The sequence below is a fragment of the Herbiconiux sp. VKM Ac-1786 genome, from assembly GCF_015350805.1.
GTDB lineage: Bacteria > Actinomycetota > Actinomycetes > Actinomycetales > Microbacteriaceae > Herbiconiux.
In genome coordinates, this window is the sequence record NZ_JADKSG010000001.1 from 1,158,105 (window position 1) to 1,178,690 (window position 20,586).

19 protein-coding genes are annotated in these 20,586 nt (G+C 71.5%); 11 read left to right on the top strand and 8 right to left on the bottom strand.

What is annotated here, in order from left to right:
* Positions 1-29: 29 nt before the first annotated feature.
* Positions 30-857: an HAD family hydrolase gene (locus tag ITJ64_RS05910; protein WP_370545056.1), complete on the bottom strand. Its 828-nt coding sequence runs from the start codon at positions 855-857 to the stop codon at positions 30-32.
* A complete protein-coding gene (serS, locus tag ITJ64_RS05915; RefSeq protein ID WP_194679790.1) occupies positions 854-2,116 on the bottom strand; it encodes a serine--tRNA ligase in 1,263 nt (420 codons plus the stop codon). Before serS ends, ITJ64_RS05910 begins: the two co-directional genes overlap by 4 nt.
* Before the next feature lie 128 nt (positions 2,117-2,244).
* On the opposite strand from serS, the gene ITJ64_RS05920 reads away from it, so the two are divergent.
* Positions 2,245-3,285: a diacylglycerol kinase family protein gene (locus tag ITJ64_RS05920; protein WP_370545057.1), complete on the top strand. Its 1,041-nt coding sequence runs from the start codon at positions 2,245-2,247 to the stop codon at positions 3,283-3,285.
* Positions 3,286-3,352: 67 nt separating this feature from the next.
* Here the strand turns inward: ITJ64_RS05920 and ITJ64_RS05925 are convergent, their stop codons facing one another.
* Positions 3,353-4,144: a LysR family transcriptional regulator substrate-binding protein gene (locus ITJ64_RS05925; RefSeq protein ID WP_194679792.1), complete on the bottom strand. Its 792-nt coding sequence runs from the start codon at positions 4,142-4,144 to the stop codon at positions 3,353-3,355.
* A 42-nt stretch (positions 4,145-4,186) separates the two neighbouring features.
* Between ITJ64_RS05925 and ITJ64_RS05930 the strand changes: the two genes are divergently transcribed.
* Genes ITJ64_RS05930 through ITJ64_RS05940 form a run of 3 tightly spaced genes read left to right on the top strand, consistent with a single transcriptional unit; the run spans position 4,187 to position 6,702 of the window.
* The gene (locus ITJ64_RS05930; RefSeq protein ID WP_194679793.1) at positions 4,187-4,588 is read left to right on the top strand and encodes a DUF5997 family protein; all 402 of its coding nucleotides are present in this window, start codon (positions 4,187-4,189) and stop codon (positions 4,586-4,588) included.
* Positions 4,585-5,238: an SUMF1/EgtB/PvdO family nonheme iron enzyme gene (locus ITJ64_RS05935; protein WP_194679794.1), complete on the top strand. Its 654-nt coding sequence runs from the start codon at positions 4,585-4,587 to the stop codon at positions 5,236-5,238. Before ITJ64_RS05930 ends, ITJ64_RS05935 begins: the two co-directional genes overlap by 4 nt.
* Before the next feature lie 48 nt (positions 5,239-5,286).
* The gene (locus tag ITJ64_RS05940) at positions 5,287-6,702 is read left to right on the top strand and encodes a phosphotransferase (protein WP_194679795.1); all 1,416 of its coding nucleotides are present in this window, start codon (positions 5,287-5,289) and stop codon (positions 6,700-6,702) included.
* Here the strand turns inward: ITJ64_RS05940 and pheA are convergent.
* Positions 6,699-7,631, bottom strand: coding sequence for a prephenate dehydratase (gene pheA / locus ITJ64_RS05945; protein ID WP_194679796.1), 933 nt, complete (start codon positions 7,629-7,631; stop codon positions 6,699-6,701). The two genes, ITJ64_RS05940 and pheA, sit on opposite strands and share 4 nt — an antisense overlap.
* 58 nt (positions 7,632-7,689) lie before the next feature.
* Here pheA and pgm point away from each other — a divergent pair, with 58 nt between their 5' ends.
* Entirely contained in the window at positions 7,690-9,318 is a 1,629-nt protein-coding gene (pgm, locus tag ITJ64_RS05950; RefSeq protein ID WP_194679797.1) for a phosphoglucomutase (alpha-D-glucose-1,6-bisphosphate-dependent), read from the top strand.
* A gap of 25 nt (positions 9,319-9,343) precedes the next feature.
* Here the strand turns inward: pgm and ITJ64_RS05955 are convergent, their stop codons facing one another.
* Positions 9,344-9,949 (bottom strand): TetR/AcrR family transcriptional regulator, encoded by a 606-nt coding sequence (locus tag ITJ64_RS05955; RefSeq protein ID WP_194679798.1) that lies wholly within the window; start codon positions 9,947-9,949, stop codon positions 9,344-9,346.
* A gap of 46 nt (positions 9,950-9,995) precedes the next feature.
* A complete protein-coding gene (locus ITJ64_RS05960) occupies positions 9,996-10,922 on the bottom strand; it encodes an amidase domain-containing protein (RefSeq protein WP_194679799.1) in 927 nt (308 codons plus the stop codon).
* A gap of 173 nt (positions 10,923-11,095) precedes the next feature.
* Between ITJ64_RS05960 and ITJ64_RS05965 the strand changes: the two genes are divergently transcribed.
* From ITJ64_RS05965 to ITJ64_RS05985, 5 genes are all read left to right on the top strand, one after another.
* Positions 11,096-11,458 (top strand): DUF4383 domain-containing protein, encoded by a 363-nt coding sequence (locus ITJ64_RS05965; RefSeq protein WP_370545147.1) that lies wholly within the window; start codon positions 11,096-11,098, stop codon positions 11,456-11,458.
* Between the two features lie 283 nt (positions 11,459-11,741).
* The gene (locus ITJ64_RS05970) at positions 11,742-13,070 is read left to right on the top strand and encodes an ABC transporter substrate-binding protein (protein WP_194679801.1); all 1,329 of its coding nucleotides are present in this window, start codon (positions 11,742-11,744) and stop codon (positions 13,068-13,070) included.
* Positions 13,071-13,140: 70 nt separating this feature from the next.
* The gene (locus tag ITJ64_RS05975; RefSeq protein WP_194679802.1) at positions 13,141-14,163 is read left to right on the top strand and encodes a carbohydrate ABC transporter permease; all 1,023 of its coding nucleotides are present in this window, start codon (positions 13,141-13,143) and stop codon (positions 14,161-14,163) included.
* On the top strand, positions 14,160-15,017 hold the full coding sequence (locus ITJ64_RS05980; protein WP_218869974.1) for a carbohydrate ABC transporter permease: 858 nt from the start codon (positions 14,160-14,162) through the stop codon (positions 15,015-15,017). Before ITJ64_RS05975 ends, ITJ64_RS05980 begins: the two co-directional genes overlap by 4 nt.
* A gap of 52 nt (positions 15,018-15,069) precedes the next feature.
* A complete protein-coding gene (locus ITJ64_RS05985; protein ID WP_194680761.1) occupies positions 15,070-16,110 on the top strand; it encodes a LacI family DNA-binding transcriptional regulator in 1,041 nt (346 codons plus the stop codon).
* A 46-nt stretch (positions 16,111-16,156) separates the two neighbouring features.
* Here ITJ64_RS05985 and ITJ64_RS05990 read toward each other — a convergent pair whose 3' ends face one another.
* Together ITJ64_RS05990 and ITJ64_RS05995 are read right to left on the bottom strand one after the other, a co-directional pair.
* Positions 16,157-18,334: a cell wall-binding repeat-containing protein gene (locus ITJ64_RS05990; RefSeq protein WP_194679803.1), complete on the bottom strand. Its 2,178-nt coding sequence runs from the start codon at positions 18,332-18,334 to the stop codon at positions 16,157-16,159.
* A gap of 36 nt (positions 18,335-18,370) precedes the next feature.
* On the bottom strand, positions 18,371-18,994 hold the full coding sequence (locus ITJ64_RS05995) for a TetR/AcrR family transcriptional regulator (protein WP_194679804.1): 624 nt from the start codon (positions 18,992-18,994) through the stop codon (positions 18,371-18,373).
* Positions 18,995-19,104: 110 nt separating this feature from the next.
* On the opposite strand from ITJ64_RS05995, the gene ITJ64_RS06000 reads away from it, so the two are divergent.
* Entirely contained in the window at positions 19,105-20,583 is a 1,479-nt protein-coding gene (locus tag ITJ64_RS06000; RefSeq protein ID WP_194679805.1) for an MFS transporter, read from the top strand.
* Positions 20,584-20,586 lie beyond the last annotated feature (3 nt).

Here is a 20,586-nt window from a genome sequence, read left to right on the forward strand (position 1 = left end):
AAAAGCGCGGGCGCAGGACAAGGGCCGGGTCAGAGCGTCGCGAGCGCCTGCGCCACCCCGTCGTCGTAGACCGAGGCGGTGACCTCGGTCGCGGCGGCGATCACGTCGTCAGGCGCCTGACCCATCGCGACCGCCCGCCCCGACTCACCCGCCCAACGGAACATGTCGAGGTCGTTGCGCCCGTCGCCGATCGCCATCACCCGCGAGCGCGGGATGTCGAGCGCCGACCGCACGCGCTCGAGCCCGGTCGCCTTGTTCACGCCGTCGGGCGCGATGTCGAGCCAGGCGGTCCAGCCGATCGAGTACGACACGCGGTGCAGCCCCATGCGGTCGACGACCTGCAGGAAGTCCTCCATGTCGTGATCCGGCGAGACCACCACGACACGCGTCGCCCGGATGCCGATCATCTCCTCGAACGTCACCAGCCGCGTCTGCTCCCCCAGCGCCGCCTGCGGGAACGAGTCGGTGTACATGAAGTTGCCGTCGTCGTCCTCGACCGCGAACACGGCCTCCGCGAGATGCGAGCGGATGGTCGTCAGCACCGGCCCCGGATCGAACGTCTCGACGTGCTCCTGCCGATAGCCGAGCGGGGCATCCGGGTCGCGCTTGAGCGTAACGGCACCGTTGGCGCAGACGAGGTACTCGGGGGTGATGCCGAGCTGGGCCACCACCGGGAGCGTGTGCACCGAGGAACGGCCGGTGGCCAGCATGACCTCGTGCCCGTCGGCGGCCGCGCGGCGCACCTCGGCGCCGACGATGTCGCTCAGCGAGCTGTCCTCGTGCAGCACGGTGCCGTCGATGTCGAGCGCGACGAGCCACGGCGCGACCGACGCCGAGGCAGAGGCAGCCCCGCTCACGGCGCCTCGATCAGCGACAGCCCGCCGAGATACGGCCGCAGCACCTCGGGGATGATGACCGACCCGTCCTCCTGCTGGTGCGTCTCGAGCAGCGCCACGATCCACCGCGTGGTGGCGAGCGTGCCGTTCAGCGTCGCGACCGGCGCCGTCTTGCCCGACTCGGTGCGGTAGCGGGTGTCGAGGCGGCGCGCCTGGTAGGTGGTGCAGTTCGAGGTCGAGGTGAGCTCGCGGTAGGTCTCCTGCGACGGCACCCACGCCTCGGTGTCGAACTTGCGGGCGGCGCTGGAACCGAGGTCGCCGGCCGCCACGTCGATCACGCGGTAGGCGAGACCGAGGTCGGTGAGCATGCCCTCCTGGTACGACAGCAGCGCCTCGTGCTCGGCCTCGGCGTTCTCGGGCAGCACGTAGCTGAACATCTCGAGCTTGTTGAACTGGTGCACGCGCAGGATGCCCCGGGTGTCCTTCCCGTGCGACCCCGCCTCCCGGCGGTAGCAGGTCGACCACCCGGCATAGCGGAGCGATCCGGCCGTGAGGTCGAGGATCTCGCCCATGTGGAACCCGGCGAGCGCCACCTCGCTCGTCCCCGTCAGGAACAGCTCGTCGGCGGGCAGGTAGTAGACCTCGTCGGCGTGCTCGCCGAGGAAGCCGGTGCCGTCCATGGTCTCGGGCCGCACGAGGGTCGGGGTGATCAGCGGCGTGAAGCCGGCGGCGAGCGCGCGGTCGAGCGCGAGGTTCATCAGCGCGATCTCGAGCCGGGCGCCGATGCCGGTGAGGAAGTAGAAGCGAGCTCCGGAGACCTTGGCGCCGCGGGCGAGGTCGAAGACCTTCAGCGTCTCGCCGAGCTCGACGTGGTCGCGCGGCTCGAAGCCGAACGAGGGCTTGGTGCCGACCTCGCGCAGGGTGACGAAGTTCTCCTCCCCACCCGAGGGCACGCCGTCGACGACGATGTTCTGGATGCGGCGGGCCGACTCCGTGAACGCCGCCTCCGCATCCGTCGCCCGCTGCTGCGCGGCCTTCACCGAGGCGGCGAGCTCCTGGGCCTGCGCCACGAGGGCCTTCTTCTCGTCTTTGGGGGCGGCCGCGACGGTCTTGCCGAAGGCGTTCTGCTCGGCCCGCAGCGTCTCGAACTCGGTCAGTGCGGCCCGGCGCTCCAGGTCGGCCGCGAGGGCGGTGTCGACGAGCTCTACGGATGCTCCCCGCGCACGCTGCGAGGCTCGGACGACATCGGGGGCTTCACGCAAGAGAACGGGATCGATCACGCCAGCCAGTCTACGGGCCGCCCCCGACGCCGGGCGGCGGGGAGGAGAGCGCAGACGCCGGGCGGCGGGAGGAGAGCGCAGACGCCGGGCGGCGGGAGCACGACGCTCCCGCACGGTACGGTGATCCCGTGGCACGGGAAGCGGAGACGCGCACACCCCCGCGGGCGGCGATCGTGGTGAATCCGGTCAAGGTCGACGCGGCGAAGCTGCGCGGGCTCGTCGAGGCGGCCGAGACGGCGGCGGGCTGGGGCCCGACGCTGTGGTTCGAGACGACCGCCCACGAGGCCGGCGGCGAGGCGACGACGACCGCGGTGGCACTGGGGGCCGCGGTCGTGATGGCGGCCGGCGGCGATGGCACCGTGCGCGCCGTGGCCGAGGCGCTGCGCGACACCGGGGTGCCGCTCGGCCTGCTCCCGGTGGGCACGGGCAACCTGCTGGCCCGCAACCTCGAGCTGAACCTCACCAACGTCGAGCTCGCGGTGACCACCGCCTTCACCGGCTACGACCGCGCGATCGACCTCGGCGTGATCGCCGCCACCCGCGGCGACGGCACGGTCGACGAGCACGTCTTCCTCGTGATGGCGGGCCTCGGGCTCGACGCGAAGATGATCGCCAAGACCAACAAGGCGCTGAAGAAGCGGGTCGGCTGGCTCGCCTACGTCGACGGCATCGGCCGCGCGCTGCCCGAGCTGAAGCCGGTGAAGCTGCGTTTCCGGATGGACGGCTCGGCCTGGCGCTCGACCTCCGCGCACACGGTCATCGTGGGCAACTGCGGGCTGCTGCCCGGCGGGCTGCTGCTCATCCCGAACGCCGAGCCCGACGACGGCCTGCTCGACATCGTCGCGCTGCGCCCCGAGGGGCCGTTCGGCTGGCTGAAGGTCTGGAACAAGATCGCCTTCGAGAACGGCGTGCTGCGCAAGTCGGCGGCGGGCCGGCGCATCATCGACCTCAACCACGACGTGCGCTCGGTCACCTACGCGAAGGGCCGCGACTTCGAGCTGCGGCTCGAGACCGAGGAGGAGATCCAGCTCGACGGCGACGAGTGGGGCACCGCGCGGGCCGTGCGCAGCCGGGTGGCTCCGGCGGCGCTGCTCGTGCGGGTTCCGGCGGTCGCCCCGGCCGTCACCGCCGCGGCGGTCGAGGCGCCCGACGCGGTGCGGCAGCCCTAGTCGAGACGCTTGCCCGGCGGTCCGGGTCGGCCAACGGCGAGCGATCGCGGGTGCGGCGAGCGGATGCTCAGCGAGCCCGGCGCGGACGGGTGCGCCCCGGCGCCACCGTCTTCTTGCGCGACGCCTTCGCCTTGGCCTCGGCCGCCCGGGCCTCGGCGGCGCGCGCCTTCGCCTTGGCGGTCGCCTTCTGCTTGACGGGGGGCTCCGTGGATCCGGCCGCCCGCGACGTGTTGGCGGTGCGCCCCCGCACGACGCCCACGAACTCTTCGACGAGGGCCGCCCGCTCGGCCGGCAGGTCGGTGCGCCAGACCAACGCGACCGTGGTCGACGGGGCGCCGGTGACGGGGCGGGAGTCGACGTCCTTCCGCGCCCAGAGGCGGGCGAGGGACTTCGGCAGCAGCACGGCGCCGACGCCCGCGGCGACGAGGGCGATCGCGTCGGGGCCGCCGGTGGGCGTGGCGGCGGGGGCGTGCATCCGCTCGCCGAGCATCGCCTCGAGCTCGTCCAGCGCGATCTCGTCGACCGCGGTGACCTCGTGGTCGGCGGGCACGACGACGACCGGTAGCTCCTCGTAGAGGGGGATCGCGTGCACGCCCTCGGTGCGCACGGGCAGCCGCGCGATCACGACGTCGGCGGGCCCGGAGGCCGCATCGTCGTCGGCCGGGGCCGCGTCGTCGTCGGGCGAGACCGCGGCACGCGCACCCGGAGCCTCGAAGAGCACCGCCAGATCGTCGGTCGACCCCAGCGCGACGGTGTCGAGCGGCAGCAGCTCGAGCCGCTCGCCGGGGAAGCGCTCGCCCCAGATGCGCACCCACTTCGACGGGGTGACGCCGGGCACGAAGGCGACTCGGAGGACCATGGCGCCCCCTTTCGTCGAGCCCGCCCAGGATACGCTGTGCAGATGAGCCCCTCCAAGACGCCGCAGACCATGAAGCCGGCGACCGCCGCGAAGAAGCTCGGCATCTACCTGCCCGCGGCCCCCGCGGAGCTGCAGGAGGCGCCGATGACGCGCGAGACCCTGAACGAGCTGCTGCAGTCCCCGCCCGAGTGGCTCGTCGAGCTGCGCCTGAACGGCCCCCACCCGCGCGACGTGGTGGCGCGCAAGCTCGGCGTCTCGATCTCGGGCCTCGCCCGCGCCGGGGTGACGGATGCGCTGACCACCGCCCAGATCAAGGAACTCCTCGAGGCGCCGCCCGAGTGGCTGGTCACCGAGCGGCGCATCCAGGCGGAGGTGCGGGAGGAGAACCACCGCGTGAACGACATCAAGGCGGGTAGAGCGGCGCTGGCCGACACCGCCGAGTGACCGACATCGAGCTCGCCTCGATCCCGGGCGGCACGCTGCAGCTCGTGGATGCGCGGCGGAACCTACGCCGCACCGAGCAGCTCGAGCCCTTCGAGATCGGCGTCTACCCCGTCACCGAGGCGCTCGTCGCCGAGCTGATCGGCGTCACCGCCGAGCATCCGCGTCGCCCGGCCGTCGAGCTGAGCTGGCTCCGCGCCGTGCGCCTGTGCAACGCCGCCTCGGAGTGGGAGGGCCTCGACCTCGCCTACGGGGTCGACGGGGAGGACGTGGTCTGGCACCGCGACTCCGAGGGCTACCGGCTGCCGAGCGAGGCCGAGTGGGAGTTCGCCTGCCGCGCCGGCTCGACCGGGCCGGTCTACGGTCCGCTGGCGGAGGTCGCATGGTCGGCCGCCGACGGGGTGCGTTCTCCGCAGGACGTCGGGGCACGGCATCCGAACCTCTTCGGGCTCTTCGACGCGCTCGGCAACGTCTCGGAGTGGTGCTTCGACCTGCTCGACCCCGACGACGACCCCTCGCGGGGCGCCCGGGTGTTCCGCGGCGGCGGCTTCGCCGACGACGTGTGGAACGTGCGGGCCGACGTGCGACGCGGTGCCGGGCCCCGCTCGACGCACGACGACGTGGGCCTGCGACTCGCCCGATCGGCTGAGTAGCACCCTCATTCTCTGGCGGGTCGGCGGCCCCGGGCGTACGGTTCGAGCATGAGCGTGCCCACGGTGAGCCTGGACCGATACACGGATGTGCGACCGGAGCTCGCCGATTGGATGCGCGAGCAGCGCTGGTACGCCTCCTCCGAGCAGAGCCCCGCGCTGACCCGCGTCGGCGTCTGGACGTTGACCGACCACAAGCACCAGGTGGGCCTCGAGGTGCACCTGCTGCTCGACGCGTCGGGCCCGGCACCGGTGCTGTACCAGGTGCCGCTGTCGTTCCGCTCGGCACCGCTGCTCGGCGGCGAGCGCGCCCTCGTGGAGCGCGTCGACGGCCCGAGCGGCTCGGTCTACGTCTACGACGCCCCGCACGACCCCGCCTTCACGCGGGCCCTGCTCGCGCTGATGCTCGACGACGAGGTGACCGCAGGCGAGTCGCCCGACGGCACCGAGGCCGAGGGGCACCACGCGCTGACGAGCCCCGAGATCCGCGTCACCGACTCCCGCGTGCTGCGCGGCGAGCAGTCGAACACCTCGATCATCTTCGATCTCGTGCACCTGAACGGGAAGCCGGCGCAGCCGGTGATCTGCAAGCTGTTCCGCGTGCTGAGCGACGGGCAGAATCCCGACGTGGTGGTGCAGTCGGCGCTGAGCGATGCCGGTTCGCGCCTCGTGCCGCGCGCCGTGGGGTCGGTCTCGGGGTCGTGGAACGATCCCCGGGTGGAGGGCGGGCGGGCATCCGGCCACCTGGCCTTCGCGCAGGAGTTCATCCCCGAGGTGGAGGACGCGTGGCGCGTGGCCCTGCGCTCGGCCGAGGCCGGCGAGTCGTTCGAGCAGCTCGCCCGCGCGCTCGGCGAGGCGACGGCGCAGGTGCACAGCGAGCTGGCGCGGCTGTTCCCGGTGCGCGAGGCGTCCGACACCGACCGCGGCGCCATCGTGGCGAGCTTCCGCGACCGGGCGGCGCAGGCGCTCGTGGAGGTGCCTGCACTGGCCTCGCAGGCGAGTGCGGTCGACGAGGTGTTCGCGGCGGCGGCCGAGGCGTCGTGGCCGGCGTTCCAGCGCATCCACGGGGACTACCACCTCGGGCAGGTGCTGGCCGTGCCGGGGCGCGGCTGGGTGCTGCTCGACTTCGAGGGCGAGCCGCTGCGGCCGCTCGCCGAGCGCAGCGAACCCGACGTGACCCTGCGCGACGTGGCCGGCATGCTGCGCTCGTTCGACTACGTGGCGGGCACGCTCGCGCAGTCCGACCACGCCGAGGCGGCTCGGGCCTGGGCGCACGAGGCGCGGGACGCGTTCATCGACGGCTACGTCTCGCGCTCGGGGCTCGACCTGCGGGCGCAGCGGGTGCTGCTCGACGCGTTCGAGCTCGACAAGGCGCTCTACGAGGTCAGCTACGAGGCGCGCAACCGGCCCGACTGGGTCTCGATCCCGGTGAACGCGATCGAGCGCCTGGCGAACAGGCCGCGCTAGGCGGTCGGCTCTCCGCTGATCAGGCCCCGCAGCCAGTCGCGGGCCTCGATGAAGACCTCGTCGTCGTAGCGGTCGACGTACTCGACCGGAGCCTGGTCGGCCCGCGGGTACGAGCCCAGGAAGATCACACGGGGGCTGAACCGGCGGACGCCCAGCAGCGCATCCGCCACCCGCTCGTCGGTGATGTGCCCGTCGGCGTCGATCACGAACCGGTAGCGCCCGAGGGCGTCACCGATCGGGCGCGACTGCAGCAGCGACAGGTTCACCCCGCGCGTCGAGAACTGCTCGAGCAGCTCGAGCAGGGCACCGGAGCCGTCCTCGGGGAGCTCGGCGATGATGCTCGTCTTGTCGGCCCCCGTCGGCGCCGGCAGCACCGTGCTGCGCGACACGAGCACGAAGCGCGTCACCGCGTTGGCGTTGTCGGCGATGTCCTCGGCGAGCACCTCGAGCTCGTGGTGCTGCACGATCTGCGGCGGCGCCACGGCCGCGTCGGCGAGGTCGTTCTCGAACAGCGCCAGCGCCGAGGCCACGTTCGACGTCGAGGGGATGTGCCCGTGCGTCGGCAGGTTCGCGTCGAGCCAGTTGCGGGTCTGCGCGTAGGCGACCGGATGCGCGTTCACGACCCGCACGTCCTCCAGCCGCGTGCCGGGCCGGGCCACGAGCACGAACTGCACCCGCACGAGGTACTCCCCCACGATCCTGAGGTTCGGGATGTTCGCCAGCGCATCGAGCGTCGACGTGACCCCGCCCTCGATGGAGTTCTCGATCGCGATCATCGCGGCGACGCTGCGCCCCGAGACGACGTCGTCGAACGCCTCGCCCACGTTGTTGACCGAGCGCCACTCCTTGCCCCGCGCCTCGGGCACCTGCGCGAGCGCGGCCTCGGTGAAGGTTCCCGAGGGGCCGAGGTAGCTGTACGTCTCCGACATGCCCCGAGCCTATCGACCGGCGATGGCACGGGCGGGCGGCGGGTGCCAGACTTGGGGCATGTTCGAACGCGCCGGCACTGTGGCCCTCCCCGAAGACCTGATCGACGTCGACGCGCTCGTGCGCGCCTACTACGAGCTGCACCCCGACGTGAACGATCCCGAGCAGAAGGTGGCGTTCGGCACGAGCGGGCACCGCGGCTCGAGCTTCAACACGGCCTTCAACGAGGACCACATCGCCGCGATCACGCAGGCGATCGTCGAGTACCGCGCCGACCAGGGCATCACCGGGCCGCTGTTCCTCGGCCGCGACACCCACGGCCTCTCCAAGCCGGCCGAGGACACCGCCCTCGAGGTGCTCGCCGCCAACGGCGTCACGGTCTGGACCGACTCGCGCGACAGCTGGACGCCGACGCCCGCCGTCTCGCACGCGATCCTCGCCTACAACCGCGCGGGCCACGACGACCAGGCCGACGGCATCGTCGTCACCCCGAGCCACAACCCGCCGGCTGACGGCGGCTTCAAGTACAACCCCCCGCACGGCGGGCCGGCCGACTCCGACGCCACCGGCTGGATCGCGAACCGCGCCAACGAGCTGATCGCCGGCGGCCTCGCCGACGTGAAGCGCGTGGGCCGCGGTGAGGGCGCGCCGACCGGCACCTACGACTTCCGCGAGCACTACGTGGCCGACCTGGTGAACGTGATCGACCTCGACGCGATCCAGAAGTCGGGCATCCACATCGGCGCCGACCCGCTGGGCGGCGCGAGCGTCGAGTACTGGGAGCTCATCCGCGACCGCTACAGCCTGAACATGGACGTCGTGAACGAGACCGTCGACCCGCAGTGGGCCTTCATGACGCTCGACTGGGACGGCAAGATCCGCATGGACTGCTCGAGCCCCTACGCCATGGCCTCCCTCGTCGCGAGCCGCGACACGTACGACATCGCGACCGGCAACGACGCGGATGCCGACCGGCACGGCGTGGTCACCCCCGACGCCGGCATCATGAACCCGAACCACTACCTGGCCGTCGCCATCCAGTACCTGTACTCGCGGCGCGAGGGCTGGCAGCCGGATGCGGCGATCGGCAAGACCCTCGTCTCCAGCTCCATGATCGACCGGGTCGCGGGCTCGCTCGGCCGCACCCTCTGGGAGGTGCCGGTCGGCTTCAAGTGGTTCGTGCCCGGCCTGATCGACGGCTCGGTCGCGTTCGGCGGCGAGGAGTCGGCCGGAGCGTCGTTCCTGCGCTTCGACGGCACCGTCTGGACCACCGACAAGGACGGCATCCTGCTGGCCCTGCTCGCCTCCGAGATCCTGGCCGTCACCGGCAAGACGCCGTCGCAGCTCTACGCCGAGCTCACCTCGGAGTTCGGCTCGCCGGTCTACGAGCGCGTCGACGCGGCGGCCAGCAAGGCGCAGAAGGCGGCCCTCGGCAAGCTCGACGGCGACGCCATCACGGCCACCGAGCTCGCCGGAGACCCGATCGTCGCGAAGCTCTCGCACGCCCCGGGCAACGGCGCGGCGGTCGGCGGCGTCAAGGTCGTCACCGACAACGCCTGGTTCGCGGCCCGTCCCTCGGGCACCGAGGACGTCTACAAGATCTACGCCGAGAGCTTCGTGGGCGAGGAGCACCTCCGCCGCGTGCAGGCCGAGGCGAAGCTCATCGTCGACGCCGCCCTCGGCGCCTAGCCGCCGCGGCCCCGCTCGGCTCGGTCTAGGGCAGGAGCGGGGCGAGGAAGGCGCGGAGCGCCGTCGTCGTCTCGGCGGCGGTGAGGCCGCCGTCGGCGCGCAGGATGCGCCACGTGGTCGCGTCGCAGACGGCGACGATCTGGGCGAGGCGCAGGCGCTGCGTCGCGCCGTCGAGCGAGGGGTCGAGGTGCTGCTCGAAGGTGCGGCGGCACCAGTCCACGTGGTAGGCCCGACCCCGCGCCGCGAGGTCGACGAGCCCGGGCACGAGCGGCGCCTCCGAGTAGGTCTTCAGGATGAGCGCGCCGTAGACCTCGTAGTGCTCCACCAGCGCCGCCACCGTGGCGTCGACGGACGGCCGGGCGGCGGCCTCCCGGTCGGCGGCGATCCGCCCGAGCTCGCGCTCCACCACGGTCGACATCAGCCCGGGCTTGCCCCCGAAGCGCCGGATCACGGTCTGCACGGCCACCCCCGCGTCGGCGGCGACGTCGTCGAGGCGGATGCGCTCGTAGGGCGTGTCGGCGAAGCGGGTCAGCATCGCATCCACGATGCGCTCGCCCGTCGCCTCGGCCGACTCGGCCCGCACCGACATGCGGTACTCGCGGGGCCTCCCGCCCGGGTCGCGCGCTTTCATGTGACCCAGGCTAACGCCTGACCGGCGCGCCCGGCGCCGTCAGCCCCTAGGCGATCGACCAGAAGTGCGCGGTGCCCCCCGGCTTCTCGACCGTGATCGCGGTGTCGAGGTCGCGGTACTGCGCGTCGAGCGTGTGACCGACCATCTTGATCGCGATGGTGCCGTCGAGGTTCGGCGTCACCTTCGAGACGATCATCGTGTGGTCGACCCCGTTGTCGTTCTGCGGATCCCAGTCGAACATCACGACGTCGCCGATCTTCACCTGGTCGCGCTGCGTGATCTCGAGCCGCGTGGTGTCCGGGCGGGAGGCGTAGTAGGCGTCCATCTGGTTGCCGCGGATCCAGCTGTAGCTGTAGTCGCCCGTGGTCGCGTAGTCGCTGTACCAGTTCTCGTCCTGCACCCAGCCGCGTGCGAGCATCGCCTGGTTGACGAAGTTGCCGCAGTCGTTGTCGGGGAACTGGCCCCACTCGGCCAGGTTGTAGTCCTTCCAGTAGGTGAAGGCGTAGTTCATCTGGCTGTCGACCGGGGTCTGCACCTCGTAGCCGAAGCCGCCGTCGAGCACGACCTCCGAGCCGTCCTCGAGCGCGACGGTCACGGGCACGGCGGCCACGGCGAAGTCGACGGATGCGGGGGTCACCACGGTCAGCGTCCGGTCGTCGACGACGGTGAAGGCGGGCGCCGCCTCGGTGCCGAAACGCACCGCGGAGACCGGCGAGTCCCCGTCGAAGCCCGACCCCTGCACGGTCACTTCGGCACCGCCCGCGAGGCTGCCGGTGGCGGGCGAGACCGCCTCGAGGGCCACCCGCACGTCGGCGGCGGCGGAGTCGGCGGAACCGCTGCCGGCGGCGCCGGCCGAACCTCCCGCCGCGCATCCGGTCAGGGCGAGCGAGGCGACGGCGAGGGCGGAGACGAGGAGGGTGAGCGGGCGGCGGGACGGGCGCGCGGAAGGACGTCGGGTACTGCTTCGGGGCATGAGGTCCATGGCAACACATCTTCATTTGTGTCCCCTATGAGGGGGACGGGCTTGACAGCGCGAGGACTCCCTGTCAACCCGGTGGGGGGATGCGGCCGGGCGGGAGATCGTGGAAGCACGACGACCGGAAGGCAGACGCAATGGGACGCCCCTAGGCCCTCATCCTCGGCTTCATCCTGATCTCGCACGGCGGGGTGGGGCTGTTCATCGAGGGCGAGCACATCCTCGGCATCTTCAACACCGACTTCGCGATCGACCTGGTCTACCTCGCCTGCGCGGTCGCGCTGCTGGCCGTGGGCTTCGGGCACGACAACGCCCGGGCCATGCGTCTCGTGCTGGCCGTCGTCGGGGTGGTGCTCGGCGGGCTGGGCCTCGCCTCCCTCGCCGACGACACGGTGTTCGGGATGCTCCCCACGGGCCTCACCGTCTTCGACATCATCATCCTGCTGACCGCCGGCGGCGGCGCCCTGGTCTCGGCCGTCGCCCCGCGCACCGCGGCCCCCCTCCTCTCGGACGGCGTCGCCGTAATCGGCTGACCCCGCCCTCGCCCTCGCCCTCCCGCCCTCCGCTCCCCCGGCTCGGGTCGCGCAAAAGGCCCTCGAGCGCCGAACGAAGGGCCCTTTGCGCGACCCCGGCTGCGCGATCAGGGTGGGGTTGAGGGTCGGGGGGGGCGCGCGGGCTCGGGACAGTGTTTTCGCCCAGGCTCCTTGACGTGGGGCGAAGTCGCGCTTACGCTCCTGGTAATCCCAAGAGAGCGCTCTCACAGCACGCACGGTCGCGTGATAGAGCGCTCTCATAGACACGCACAAAGGAGTGACCGTGAGTCTTTCACGACGCACAAAAGCCGTAGCCGCCGTCGCGGGCGCGGCCGCCATCGCCCTTCTCGCCACCGGCTGCTCGGCCGGCGACTCGAGCTCGTCGGGAGGCTCCGGCGACAAGGTCGAGCTGACCGTCACGACGTTCGGCACGATGGGCTACGACGACCTCTACGCGCAGTACGAGGCCGACCACCCGAACATCACCATCAAGCCCACCAACATCGACACCGGCGACAACGCCAAGACCGACTGGCAGACCAAGGCCGCCGCCGGCGCCGGACTGCCCGACGTGCAGGCCGTCGAGGAGGGCTGGCTGAGCGCCGTCATGCAGGTCTCCGACCAGTTCAACGACCTCAGCGACTACGGAGCCGACGAGATCAAGGACCGCTGGGTCGACTGGAAGCTCGCCCAGGCCACCGACAAGGACGGCCGCCTGATCGGCTACGGCTCGGACATCGGCCCCGAAGGCCTCTGCTACAACCGCACCGCCTTCGAGGCGGCCGGCCTGCCCACCGACCGCGAGGAGGTCGCCACGCTCTTCGGCGGCGACGACGCCACGTGGGACAAGTACTTCGAGGTCGGCCAGCAGTACAAGGCGGCCACCGGCAAGGCGTTCTACGACCAGTCCGGCTTCCTCTGGAACGCCATGGTGAACCAGCAGCCCGAGGGCTACTACACCAAGGACGGCGAGCTGAACGTCGACGGCAACAAGGATCTCCAGAAGCTCTGGACGACCCTCTCCGCCGCCACCGAGTCGGGCCTGTCGGCCAACCAGACCGCCTGGGACTGGGGCAAGGGCAAGGCCTTCACCGACCAGACCTTCGCGACCTTCGTCTGCCCGGGCTGGATGCTCGGCGTGGTGAAGGGCCAGGTCACCGCCGCGGGCGGCGACGCCACCACCGGCTGGGACTTCGCCAACGTCTTCCCCGGCGGCGCGGCCAACTGGGGCGGCAGCTTCCTGACCGTGCCCACGCAGTCCAAGCACCCGAAGGAGGCCGCCGAGCTGGCCGCCTATCTCACCGACGCGAAGTCGCAGGCCGCCGCCTTCGGCGTCGCCGGCACCTTCCCGAGCGTGACCGCCGCCCAGACCGACCCCGCCGTGACGGGCACGAACGAGCTGTCGACGTTCTTCAACGACGCCCCCATCGGTGAGATCCTCGCCCAGCGCGCCGACGGCGTCGTCGCCCAGTACAAGGGCCCGGACGACTCGGTCATCCAGTCGCAGGTCTTCGGACCCGCGATCCAGCAGATCGACTCGGGCAAGGCCGACGGCGCCGCCGCCTGGGACAACGCGCTCGAGCTGCTGAACCAGCTCGTCGTCAACAAGTAGCACCCCGGGGGTGGGCGGCTGACGCCGCCCACCCCTCTCCTTTCCCTGCCGCAGCCACCAGGAAGCCCTCATGACCGCCACCCTCACGCCGCCGACGTCGGACACGACGCCGCACGAGCCCTACCGCCCGAAGCAGCGCACCCCCTTCGCGTACTGGCGCAGCCGCTTCGACGTGAAGGCCTCCCCCTACCTCTACATCGCACCGTTCTTCGTGCTGTTCGGCCTGGTCGGGCTGTTCCCCCTCGTCTACACCTTCGTCGTGTCGCTGAACGAGTGGAACCTGCTGTCGGGCCCCGCCGGCTTCGTCGGCCTCGACAACTACGTCGCCGAGCTGACCGACCCCTTCTTCTGGAACTCGCTCTTCAACACGGTGAGCATCTTCCTGCTCTCGGCCATCCCGCAGCTGGTCGGCGCGGTGCTGATCGCCGCGGTGCTCGACCAGAACATCCGCGCCAAGACCTTCTGGCGGATGAGCGTGCTCATCCCCTACGTCGTCACCCCGGTCGCCGTGACGCTCATCTTCTCCAGCGCCTTCGACGAGAAGTACGGCCTGATCAACAACGTGCTGCAGACCCTCTCGATCGACCCCGTGATGTGGAAGACCGAGACGCTGCCCTCCCACGTCGCCATCGCCTCGATGGTCAACTGGCGCTGGACGGGGTACAACGCCCTGATCCTGCTCGCCGCCATGCAGGCCGTGCCGCGCGACATCTACGAGTCCGCCGCGCTGGACGGCGCCGGACCGATCAGGCGCTTCTTCTCGATGACCCTGCCGAGCATCCGCCCGACCATGATCTTCGTGGTCATCACCGCCACGGTCGGTGGCCTGCAGATCTTCACCGAGCCCAAGCTGTTCAACCCCACCACCGCCACCCCGGGCGGGCCGCAGCGGCAGTACCAGACCACGGTGCTCTACCTCTGGGACCTCGCGTTCAACCGGCAGAACTTCGGCAAGGCCTCGGCGGTCGCGTGGCTGCTGTTCCTCATCATCGTGCTGTTCGGGGTGCTGAACTTCCTGATCTCGCGGCGGATCGCCTCGGTCGAGAGCCGGTTCATCGCGAAGAAGGCCATCAAGAAGGGAAAGCGCTCGTGACCACGACCACCATCGCCCGGCGCCGCAAGCCGCTCGGCATCGACAAGCGGCCCGGGTTCCTCACCTACGGCCTGCTGATCGTCTTCTTCGTCGCCGGCACCTATCCCCTCTACTGGTCGTTCATCGCCGGCACCAGCCCGAGCTCGGTGCTCACCGAGACCTGGCCGCCGCTCCTGCCCGGCGGGCAGTTCTGGCAGAACGTCGGCGAGGTGATGAACACGGTGCCGTTCTGGACGTCGCTGCTGAACAGCATCATCGTCTCGAGCGTCATCACCGTGTCGGTCGTGCTGTTCTCGACGCTGGCCGGGTACTCCTTCGCGAAGCTGAAGTTCCGCGGCCGCGAGGGGCTGCTCGTCTTCGTCATCGCGACCCTCGCGGTGCCCACCCAGCTCGGCATCATCCCCCTGTTCATGGTGATGAAGCAGTTCGGCTGGACCGGCACCCTCGGCGCCGTGATCGTGCCCACCCTGGTGACCGCCTTCGGCGTGTTCTTCATGCGGCAGTACCTGGTCGACGTCATCCCCGACGAGCTGATCGAGGCCGCCCGGGTCGACGGCGCGAGCATGCTGAGCACGTTCTGGCACGTCGGCATCCCGGCCGCGCGCCCGGCGATGGCCATCCTCGGGCTGTTCACGTTCATGACCGCGTGGACCGACTACCTCTGGCCACTGCTCGTCGTGCCGCAGAACCCGACGCTGCAGGTGGCGCTGAGTCAGCTGCAGTCGGCCAAGTACGTCGACTACTCGATCGTGCTGACCGGTGCGGTGCTCGCCACCCTCCCGCTGCTGCTGCTGTTCGTGCTGGCCGGCAAGCAGCTCGTCTCCGGCATCATGGCGGGCGCGGTCAAGGGCTGAGCCGAGCTCTACACTGGAGTTCGTCAGACCCTGAGGAGGCCCCGTGAGCGAGATGTCGTCGGGGCGTGGGCGGGACGCGCATCCGGCCCCCACGCTCGAGATGGTGGCGGCCGCCGCCGGGGTGTCGCGGGCGACCGTCTCGCGGGTGGTGAACGCGGCTCCCAATGTGTCGGATGCGATCGCCGAAGCCGTGAACGAGGCCATCCTCAAGCTCAACTACGTTCCGAACCGCGCGGCACGGTCGCTCGTCAGCCGGCGCACCCAGGTGATCGCGCTGGTGGTGCCGGAGACGACGGCCAAGCTGTTCAGCGACCCGTTCTTCGCCACGGTCGTGCAGGGTGTGGCGCTGTATCTGTCGGACACCGACTTCACGCTGAACATGCTGATCGCGTCGGAGATGCGCTCGGAGAAGACGCGGCGCTACCTGCTCGGCGGCAACGCCGACGGGGCGCTCGTGGTCTCGCACCACGAGGGCGACCACTCCTACGACCGGCTCGACCTGTCGCTGCCGATCGTCTACGGCGGGCGTCCGCTGCTCGAGAGCGAGAGCGAGAGCTACTTCGTCGACGTCGACAACGTGGCGGGCGCGGCCGAGGCGACGGCCCACCTCGTCTCGACCGGCCGCCGGTGCATCGCGACGATCGCCGGCCCCCAGGACATGCCCCCCGGCTTCGACCGCCTGCGCGGCTGGCGACGGGCGATGGAGGAGGCGCGGCTGCCCGCCACGCTCGTCGAGTACGGCGACTTCACGCCCGACTCGGGGGCCGAGGCCATGCGCCGGCTGCTCGACCGCGGCGAGCCGATCGACGGGCTGTTCGCGGCGAACGACCAGATGGCGGCGGGGGCGTACTCGGTCATCCTCGAGCGGGGGCTGCGCATCCCGCACGACATCGCGGTCGCCGGCTTCGACAACAACTACTTCGGGTCGACCGCGGTGCCGGCGCTGACGACGATCGACCAGCCGTCGCTCGAGCTGGGGCGCGCGATGGCCGAGGTGCTGGTGCGGCGCATCGAGGGCAAGCCGGTCGACCGGGTCACGATCATGCCGACGCGGCTGATCGTGCGGGCCTCGACGGCGCCCCGCGACGCCTAGCCTCTCGACCCTCCCGGTCACGCCCTCCTGTCGACCGCGGGGGTCGTCAGCAGATGCTGAGGAGAGCGGCCCGGTCAGTCAGCGCGGAGGTTCCGCCGACGAGGGTCACGGCTGACGTGGGAACCGCCGCGAGCCGGTCGGCGACGCGGGTGGGGACGCAGCTCGGCGGCACCACGAACAGCGGCGCACCGCCGAGCGCGGCGAGCACTCCGCCCGAGAGCGCATCGGGGAACTGCACCCCCGACGCCAGGTAGACGTGATCGGGTGAGGGGAACGCCGCTTCGTTCACCGCGGCCGACGTGGCGAACCGGTCGGCTCCCGCGAGTCGTTCGACGCCGCCGCTCGTCGCCAGGTCGGCGGCGATGCCCGCGGTCACGCCCACCGGTCCGCCGACGATGGTGAACCGGGACGCCCCCATGTCCGTCAGGAGCGAAGTCGTCGTCGCGTCGAGGTGGGCGGCCGCGCCCGGCACGATGAGGAGGGGCGCGTCGACGGAATGGGCGGCGGAGGCGGCCGAGAGGGCGTCGGGGAACGATGCGCCGCTGGCGACGAAGACGTGCTCGGCACCCTCGGGCCAGGTGTCGTGGATGACCGCCCGGGCGGTCGCGTAGCGGTCGGCGCCGCTCAGCACGACCACCGGCACACCGAGGGCCTTCAGGGCGGAGACGGCCGCCGGCGCGACGGAGGCCGGGCCGCCCACGACGACGATGCGCTTGGGCTGCAGGCGCTTCAGCTCGGAGAGCACCTGGGAGGGGATCGAGCCGCGGGGGGTCAGCAGGAGCGGGCCGCCTCGCTCGGCGGCCGCCGTCGAGGCGCTGAGCGCATCCGCGAACCCCTCGCCGGACACGACGTAGGCGACCGGTGCCCCCTGGGGGAACATCGTCGTCGACACGGCCACGGACGTCGAGTACCGGTCGGCGCCCGCGATGCGGTCGACGGCGGGGTGCCACCCGATCGTGGCAAGGTCGATGATGCCGAGGGCGGTGCCGAGCGTGGAGTAGACGGTCCTGCCGTCCGGTGAGGCCTCGGGGAGGGCTCCGACACCGGGTACGCGAGCCTGGACGGCGCCGGTCGCCGGGTCGATGACGTAGAGCGTGTCGCCGACGTTCCGCCCGGCCTCGTCGACGGCGACGACCAGCCTCCCGTCGCTCACGAAGCTCGGACCGGCGGGCCGGGAGTACTGCGGCATCACGACCGAGTGCACCTCGAGGGACACGGTGTCGACGACGGTGATGGCCGAGCCGACGTCCGACGTCGCGACCGCGGTCGCGCCGTCGGCGGAGATGGCGATGGACTGCTGGTCAGCGGGCGCGTCCGCCAGTCCGCGGCTCGTCATCGAGGGGATGTCGATCACCTCGAGGCGGGTTCCCGGCAGACCTCGGGACCAGCCACCGACGACTGCGGTGCGGCCATCGGCTGCGAGCCTCAGCGCCGTGGCCTGCTCGCCGAGCAGGAGGAACCGACGGGGCTCTCCGGACGCGATGTCCCACTCGATGAGCCGGCTGACGTCGCCGTCGGGCACCACCTCGTAGACCGTGCGGAAGTCGGGTGAGTACGCGGCGCCCCAGCTGTCGTAGAGGTTCCACAGGGGGCGCTCGGTCAGGGCACCACCCGGACGGAGGTCGAGCGTGCCGACCGCGTCGTAGTACGCCCAGTCGCCGTCCTTCCCTCCCCGGTAGACCATGTTCAGGATCGTGCCGTCGGCGCTCACCGACAGCTTCTTGAACTCGGCGTTCCGCATCGGGACGGTGCGGACGATGCGTCTGCTCGCCGTGTCGATCTGGACGATCGCGCCGGCCGCCCTCCCGGACGGCTCCGAGACCCAGAGACCCTCGTCGGTGCCGACGTACAGGTTTTTGCCGTCGGGCGAGAGGGCCATGGTGCGCGGGATGTGGGGCACGATCAGGCGGCCTGTCACCGTGCGCGACCGGGTGTCGAAGATCACCACGTCCTCGGACTGCGTGAGGGAGTAGACCGTCGCGCCGTCGGGCGAGACGATCCGGGTGGTGAGGGGGTACGGCGTCCCGAGGGGGACGGAGAGTCCGGGCGACGACAGCGGCGGCAGCCCCGGGACCGCAGCACCCGCATCGGAGGCGGCGAGCTCGGCCGGTTCGGTCGTTTCGACGTCCTCGGTCGCCGAGGCGACGCCGGTCGGGATCACTCCGGCCAGCATCGCCACGACGAGCGCCAGAACGACGGCGCCCCCGCGCCCTGTGATTCGCATGGCTTCACCGTAGTGGTTTGGCGTCGTGGCCCGGGACTACGCGGCGGAATCCGTCCCGCCGGGGCCGAGGAGGGCGCGGAAGGTGGCGCGGAGGGGGGCGGCGAGGTCGGTGCGGGTGGCCGAGGCGAGGGGTTCGGCCGCCGCCGCGCTGCGGAGCATGACCGCGCCGAGGAGGGTCGAGATGGCGAGCTGCGCGCGCAGGAGGACGGGCGCGGTGGCGGGGTCGTCCTCGCGCCAGCCGGCGGCGGCCGCGAGACGGCGCGTGAAGTGCTCGAGGGTGCGGCGCCGGATGCGGTCGGCGTTCTCGTCACCGGAGGAGCGCAGGAGGAGCAGGAGCTGCAGGGGGTCGTCGCCATCCGGTGCGTTGACGACGTGCAGCACGAGCCGGTCGATCACCGCTTCGAGATCGGATGCGCGGGCCGGCGTCTGCGTGTCGAGCTCGTCGGAGGTGCGGGCCATGCACGCCTCGAACAGGCCCTCCTTCGAGACGAAGTAGCGGTTGATCAGGGCCACGTTCACGCCCGCGTCGGCCGCGATGGCGCGCACGGTCGTGGCGCGGTAGCCGTCGGTCGCGAAGCGGCGGCGGGCGGCGCGCACGAGCGCGCGGCGCGTCACCGCGGCGTCGCGGCCCGACCGGATCAGTTCGTCGTCGATGCTCATGCCCGAGCCACTGTACCGGCTCCGGCCGGCGTGTAAACAGAAGTTGACTTAGAGCAACGACAGGACGATACTTCTCAAGTCAGCACTTGCTTACATACCCGAGGAGCGCCATGTCCACCACCACCCGGAGCCCGATCACGGGATCCGTGCCCACCGCCGGTGCCGCCCGCGGACGGGGCACGGCGATCATCCTGTTCCTCTCGCTCGGCGGCCTCTCGTTCGCCGTGCTGCAGTCGCTCGTGGCTCCGGCACTCGGCACGATCGGCAGCGACCTCGGCGTCGCCACCACCGACGCGAGCTGGGTGCTGACCGCATACCTGCTCTCGGCCTCGGTGCTGACGCCGATCCTCGGGCGGCTCGGCGATATGGTCGGCAAGCGCCGCGTGATCATCGTGGTGCTCGCGCTGCTGCTCGTCGGCACGGTGCTCGCCGCGCTCGCCCCGAACCTCGGCGTGCTGATCGTCGCCCGCATCCTGCAGGGCGCGGCCGGCGCGGTGATGCCGCTCTCGATCGGCATCGTGCGCGACGAGCTGCCGAAGGAGCGCGTCAGCGTCACCATCGGCCTGCTCTCGGCGATCTTCGGCATCGGCGCCGGCGTCGGCATCGTCGCGGCGGGCCCGATCGTCGAGGCGCTGTCGTGGCACTGGCTGTTCTGGCTGCCCGCGGTGCTGGTGGCCATCGCGCTGCTGGGAGCGATCTTCGGCATCCCGGAGTCGCCGGTGCGCACGCCCGGCCGGCTCGACCTCGTCGGCACCGCCATCCTGACCGTCGGCCTCGTGGGCCTGCTGCTGGCGATCAGCGAGGGCGAGAAGTGGGGCTGGGGCGACGGCAAGACCATCGGCCTTCTCGCGCTCGGCGCCGTGGCGCTGGTCGTGTTCGTGTTCGTCGAGCTGCGGGTGAAGGAGCCGCTGATCGACGTGCGGCTGTTCGCGCACCGCGGCGTCTGGACCGCCCACGTCGTCGCCCTGGCGTTCGGCTTCGCGATGTTCGGCACGTTCATCCTGGTGCCCACCCTGCTGCAGCTGCCCTCGGCGCTCGGCTACGGCTTCGGGCTGTCGGTGACGGAGGCCGGGCTCTACCTGCTGCCCACCGTCGTCGCGATGGTGATCTCGGGCGTGCTCGCGGGCATCCTGATCCGGCGGGTCGGGCCGAAGATCCCGATGGTGCTCGGCGGGGTGTCGGTGACCGTGGCGTTCGTGCTGCCGGCGCTCGGGCACGGGGAGACCTGGCAGATCCTGCTGTCGGGCATCCTGACCGGCATCGGCATCGGCATGGCCCTCGCCGCCACCTCGAACGCGATCGTCGAGAGCGTACCGGCGGCACAGACCAGCGAGGCGATCAGCGCGAACACGGTCATCCGCACGGTCGGCAGCAGCGTCGGCACCGCGGTGATCGCGGCGCTGATCTCGTCGAACGTGTCGCCGCAGGGAGCGCCGCTCGACGACGCGTTCACCGTGGGCTTCTGGGCGTCGGCGGGGGTCGGGGTGCTGGCGATCCTCGCGGCGCTCGTGGCGCCGTCGCTGCGGGCGCGCCGTCGCGAGGCGGCCGCGGCGGGCGTCACCGACGCCCCCGAGCTCGAGGGGCGCTAGGCG

Bases quoted from the DNA above. Each gene is read 5' to 3' on its own strand.
- ITJ64_RS05955 (WP_194679798.1), bottom strand. From the start codon at position 9,949: ATGAAAGCGCGCGACCCGGGCGGGAGGCCCCGCGAGTACCGCATGTCG.
- ITJ64_RS06000 (WP_194679805.1), top strand. From the start codon at position 19,105: ATGTCCACCACCACCCGGAGCCCGATCACGGGATCCGTGCCCACCGCC.
- ITJ64_RS05975 (WP_194679802.1), top strand. From the start codon at position 13,141: ATGACCGCCACCCTCACGCCGCCGACGTCGGACACGACGCCGCACGAG.
- ITJ64_RS05925 (WP_194679792.1), bottom strand. From the start codon at position 4,144: ATGGTCCTCCGAGTCGCCTTCGTGCCCGGCGTCACCCCGTCGAAGTGG.
- ITJ64_RS05990 (WP_194679803.1), bottom strand. From the start codon at position 18,334: ATGCGAATCACAGGGCGCGGGGGCGCCGTCGTTCTGGCGCTCGTCGTG.
- ITJ64_RS05985 (WP_194680761.1), top strand. From the start codon at position 15,070: ATGTCGTCGGGGCGTGGGCGGGACGCGCATCCGGCCCCCACGCTCGAG.
- pgm (WP_194679797.1), top strand. From the start codon at position 7,690: ATGTTCGAACGCGCCGGCACTGTGGCCCTCCCCGAAGACCTGATCGAC.
- pheA (WP_194679796.1), bottom strand. From the start codon at position 7,631: ATGTCGGAGACGTACAGCTACCTCGGCCCCTCGGGAACCTTCACCGAG.
- ITJ64_RS05995 (WP_194679804.1), bottom strand. From the start codon at position 18,994: ATGAGCATCGACGACGAACTGATCCGGTCGGGCCGCGACGCCGCGGTG.
- ITJ64_RS05960 (WP_194679799.1), bottom strand. From the start codon at position 10,922: ATGCCCCGAAGCAGTACCCGACGTCCTTCCGCGCGCCCGTCCCGCCGC.
- ITJ64_RS05930 (WP_194679793.1), top strand. From the start codon at position 4,187: ATGAGCCCCTCCAAGACGCCGCAGACCATGAAGCCGGCGACCGCCGCG.
- ITJ64_RS05940 (WP_194679795.1), top strand. From the start codon at position 5,287: ATGAGCGTGCCCACGGTGAGCCTGGACCGATACACGGATGTGCGACCG.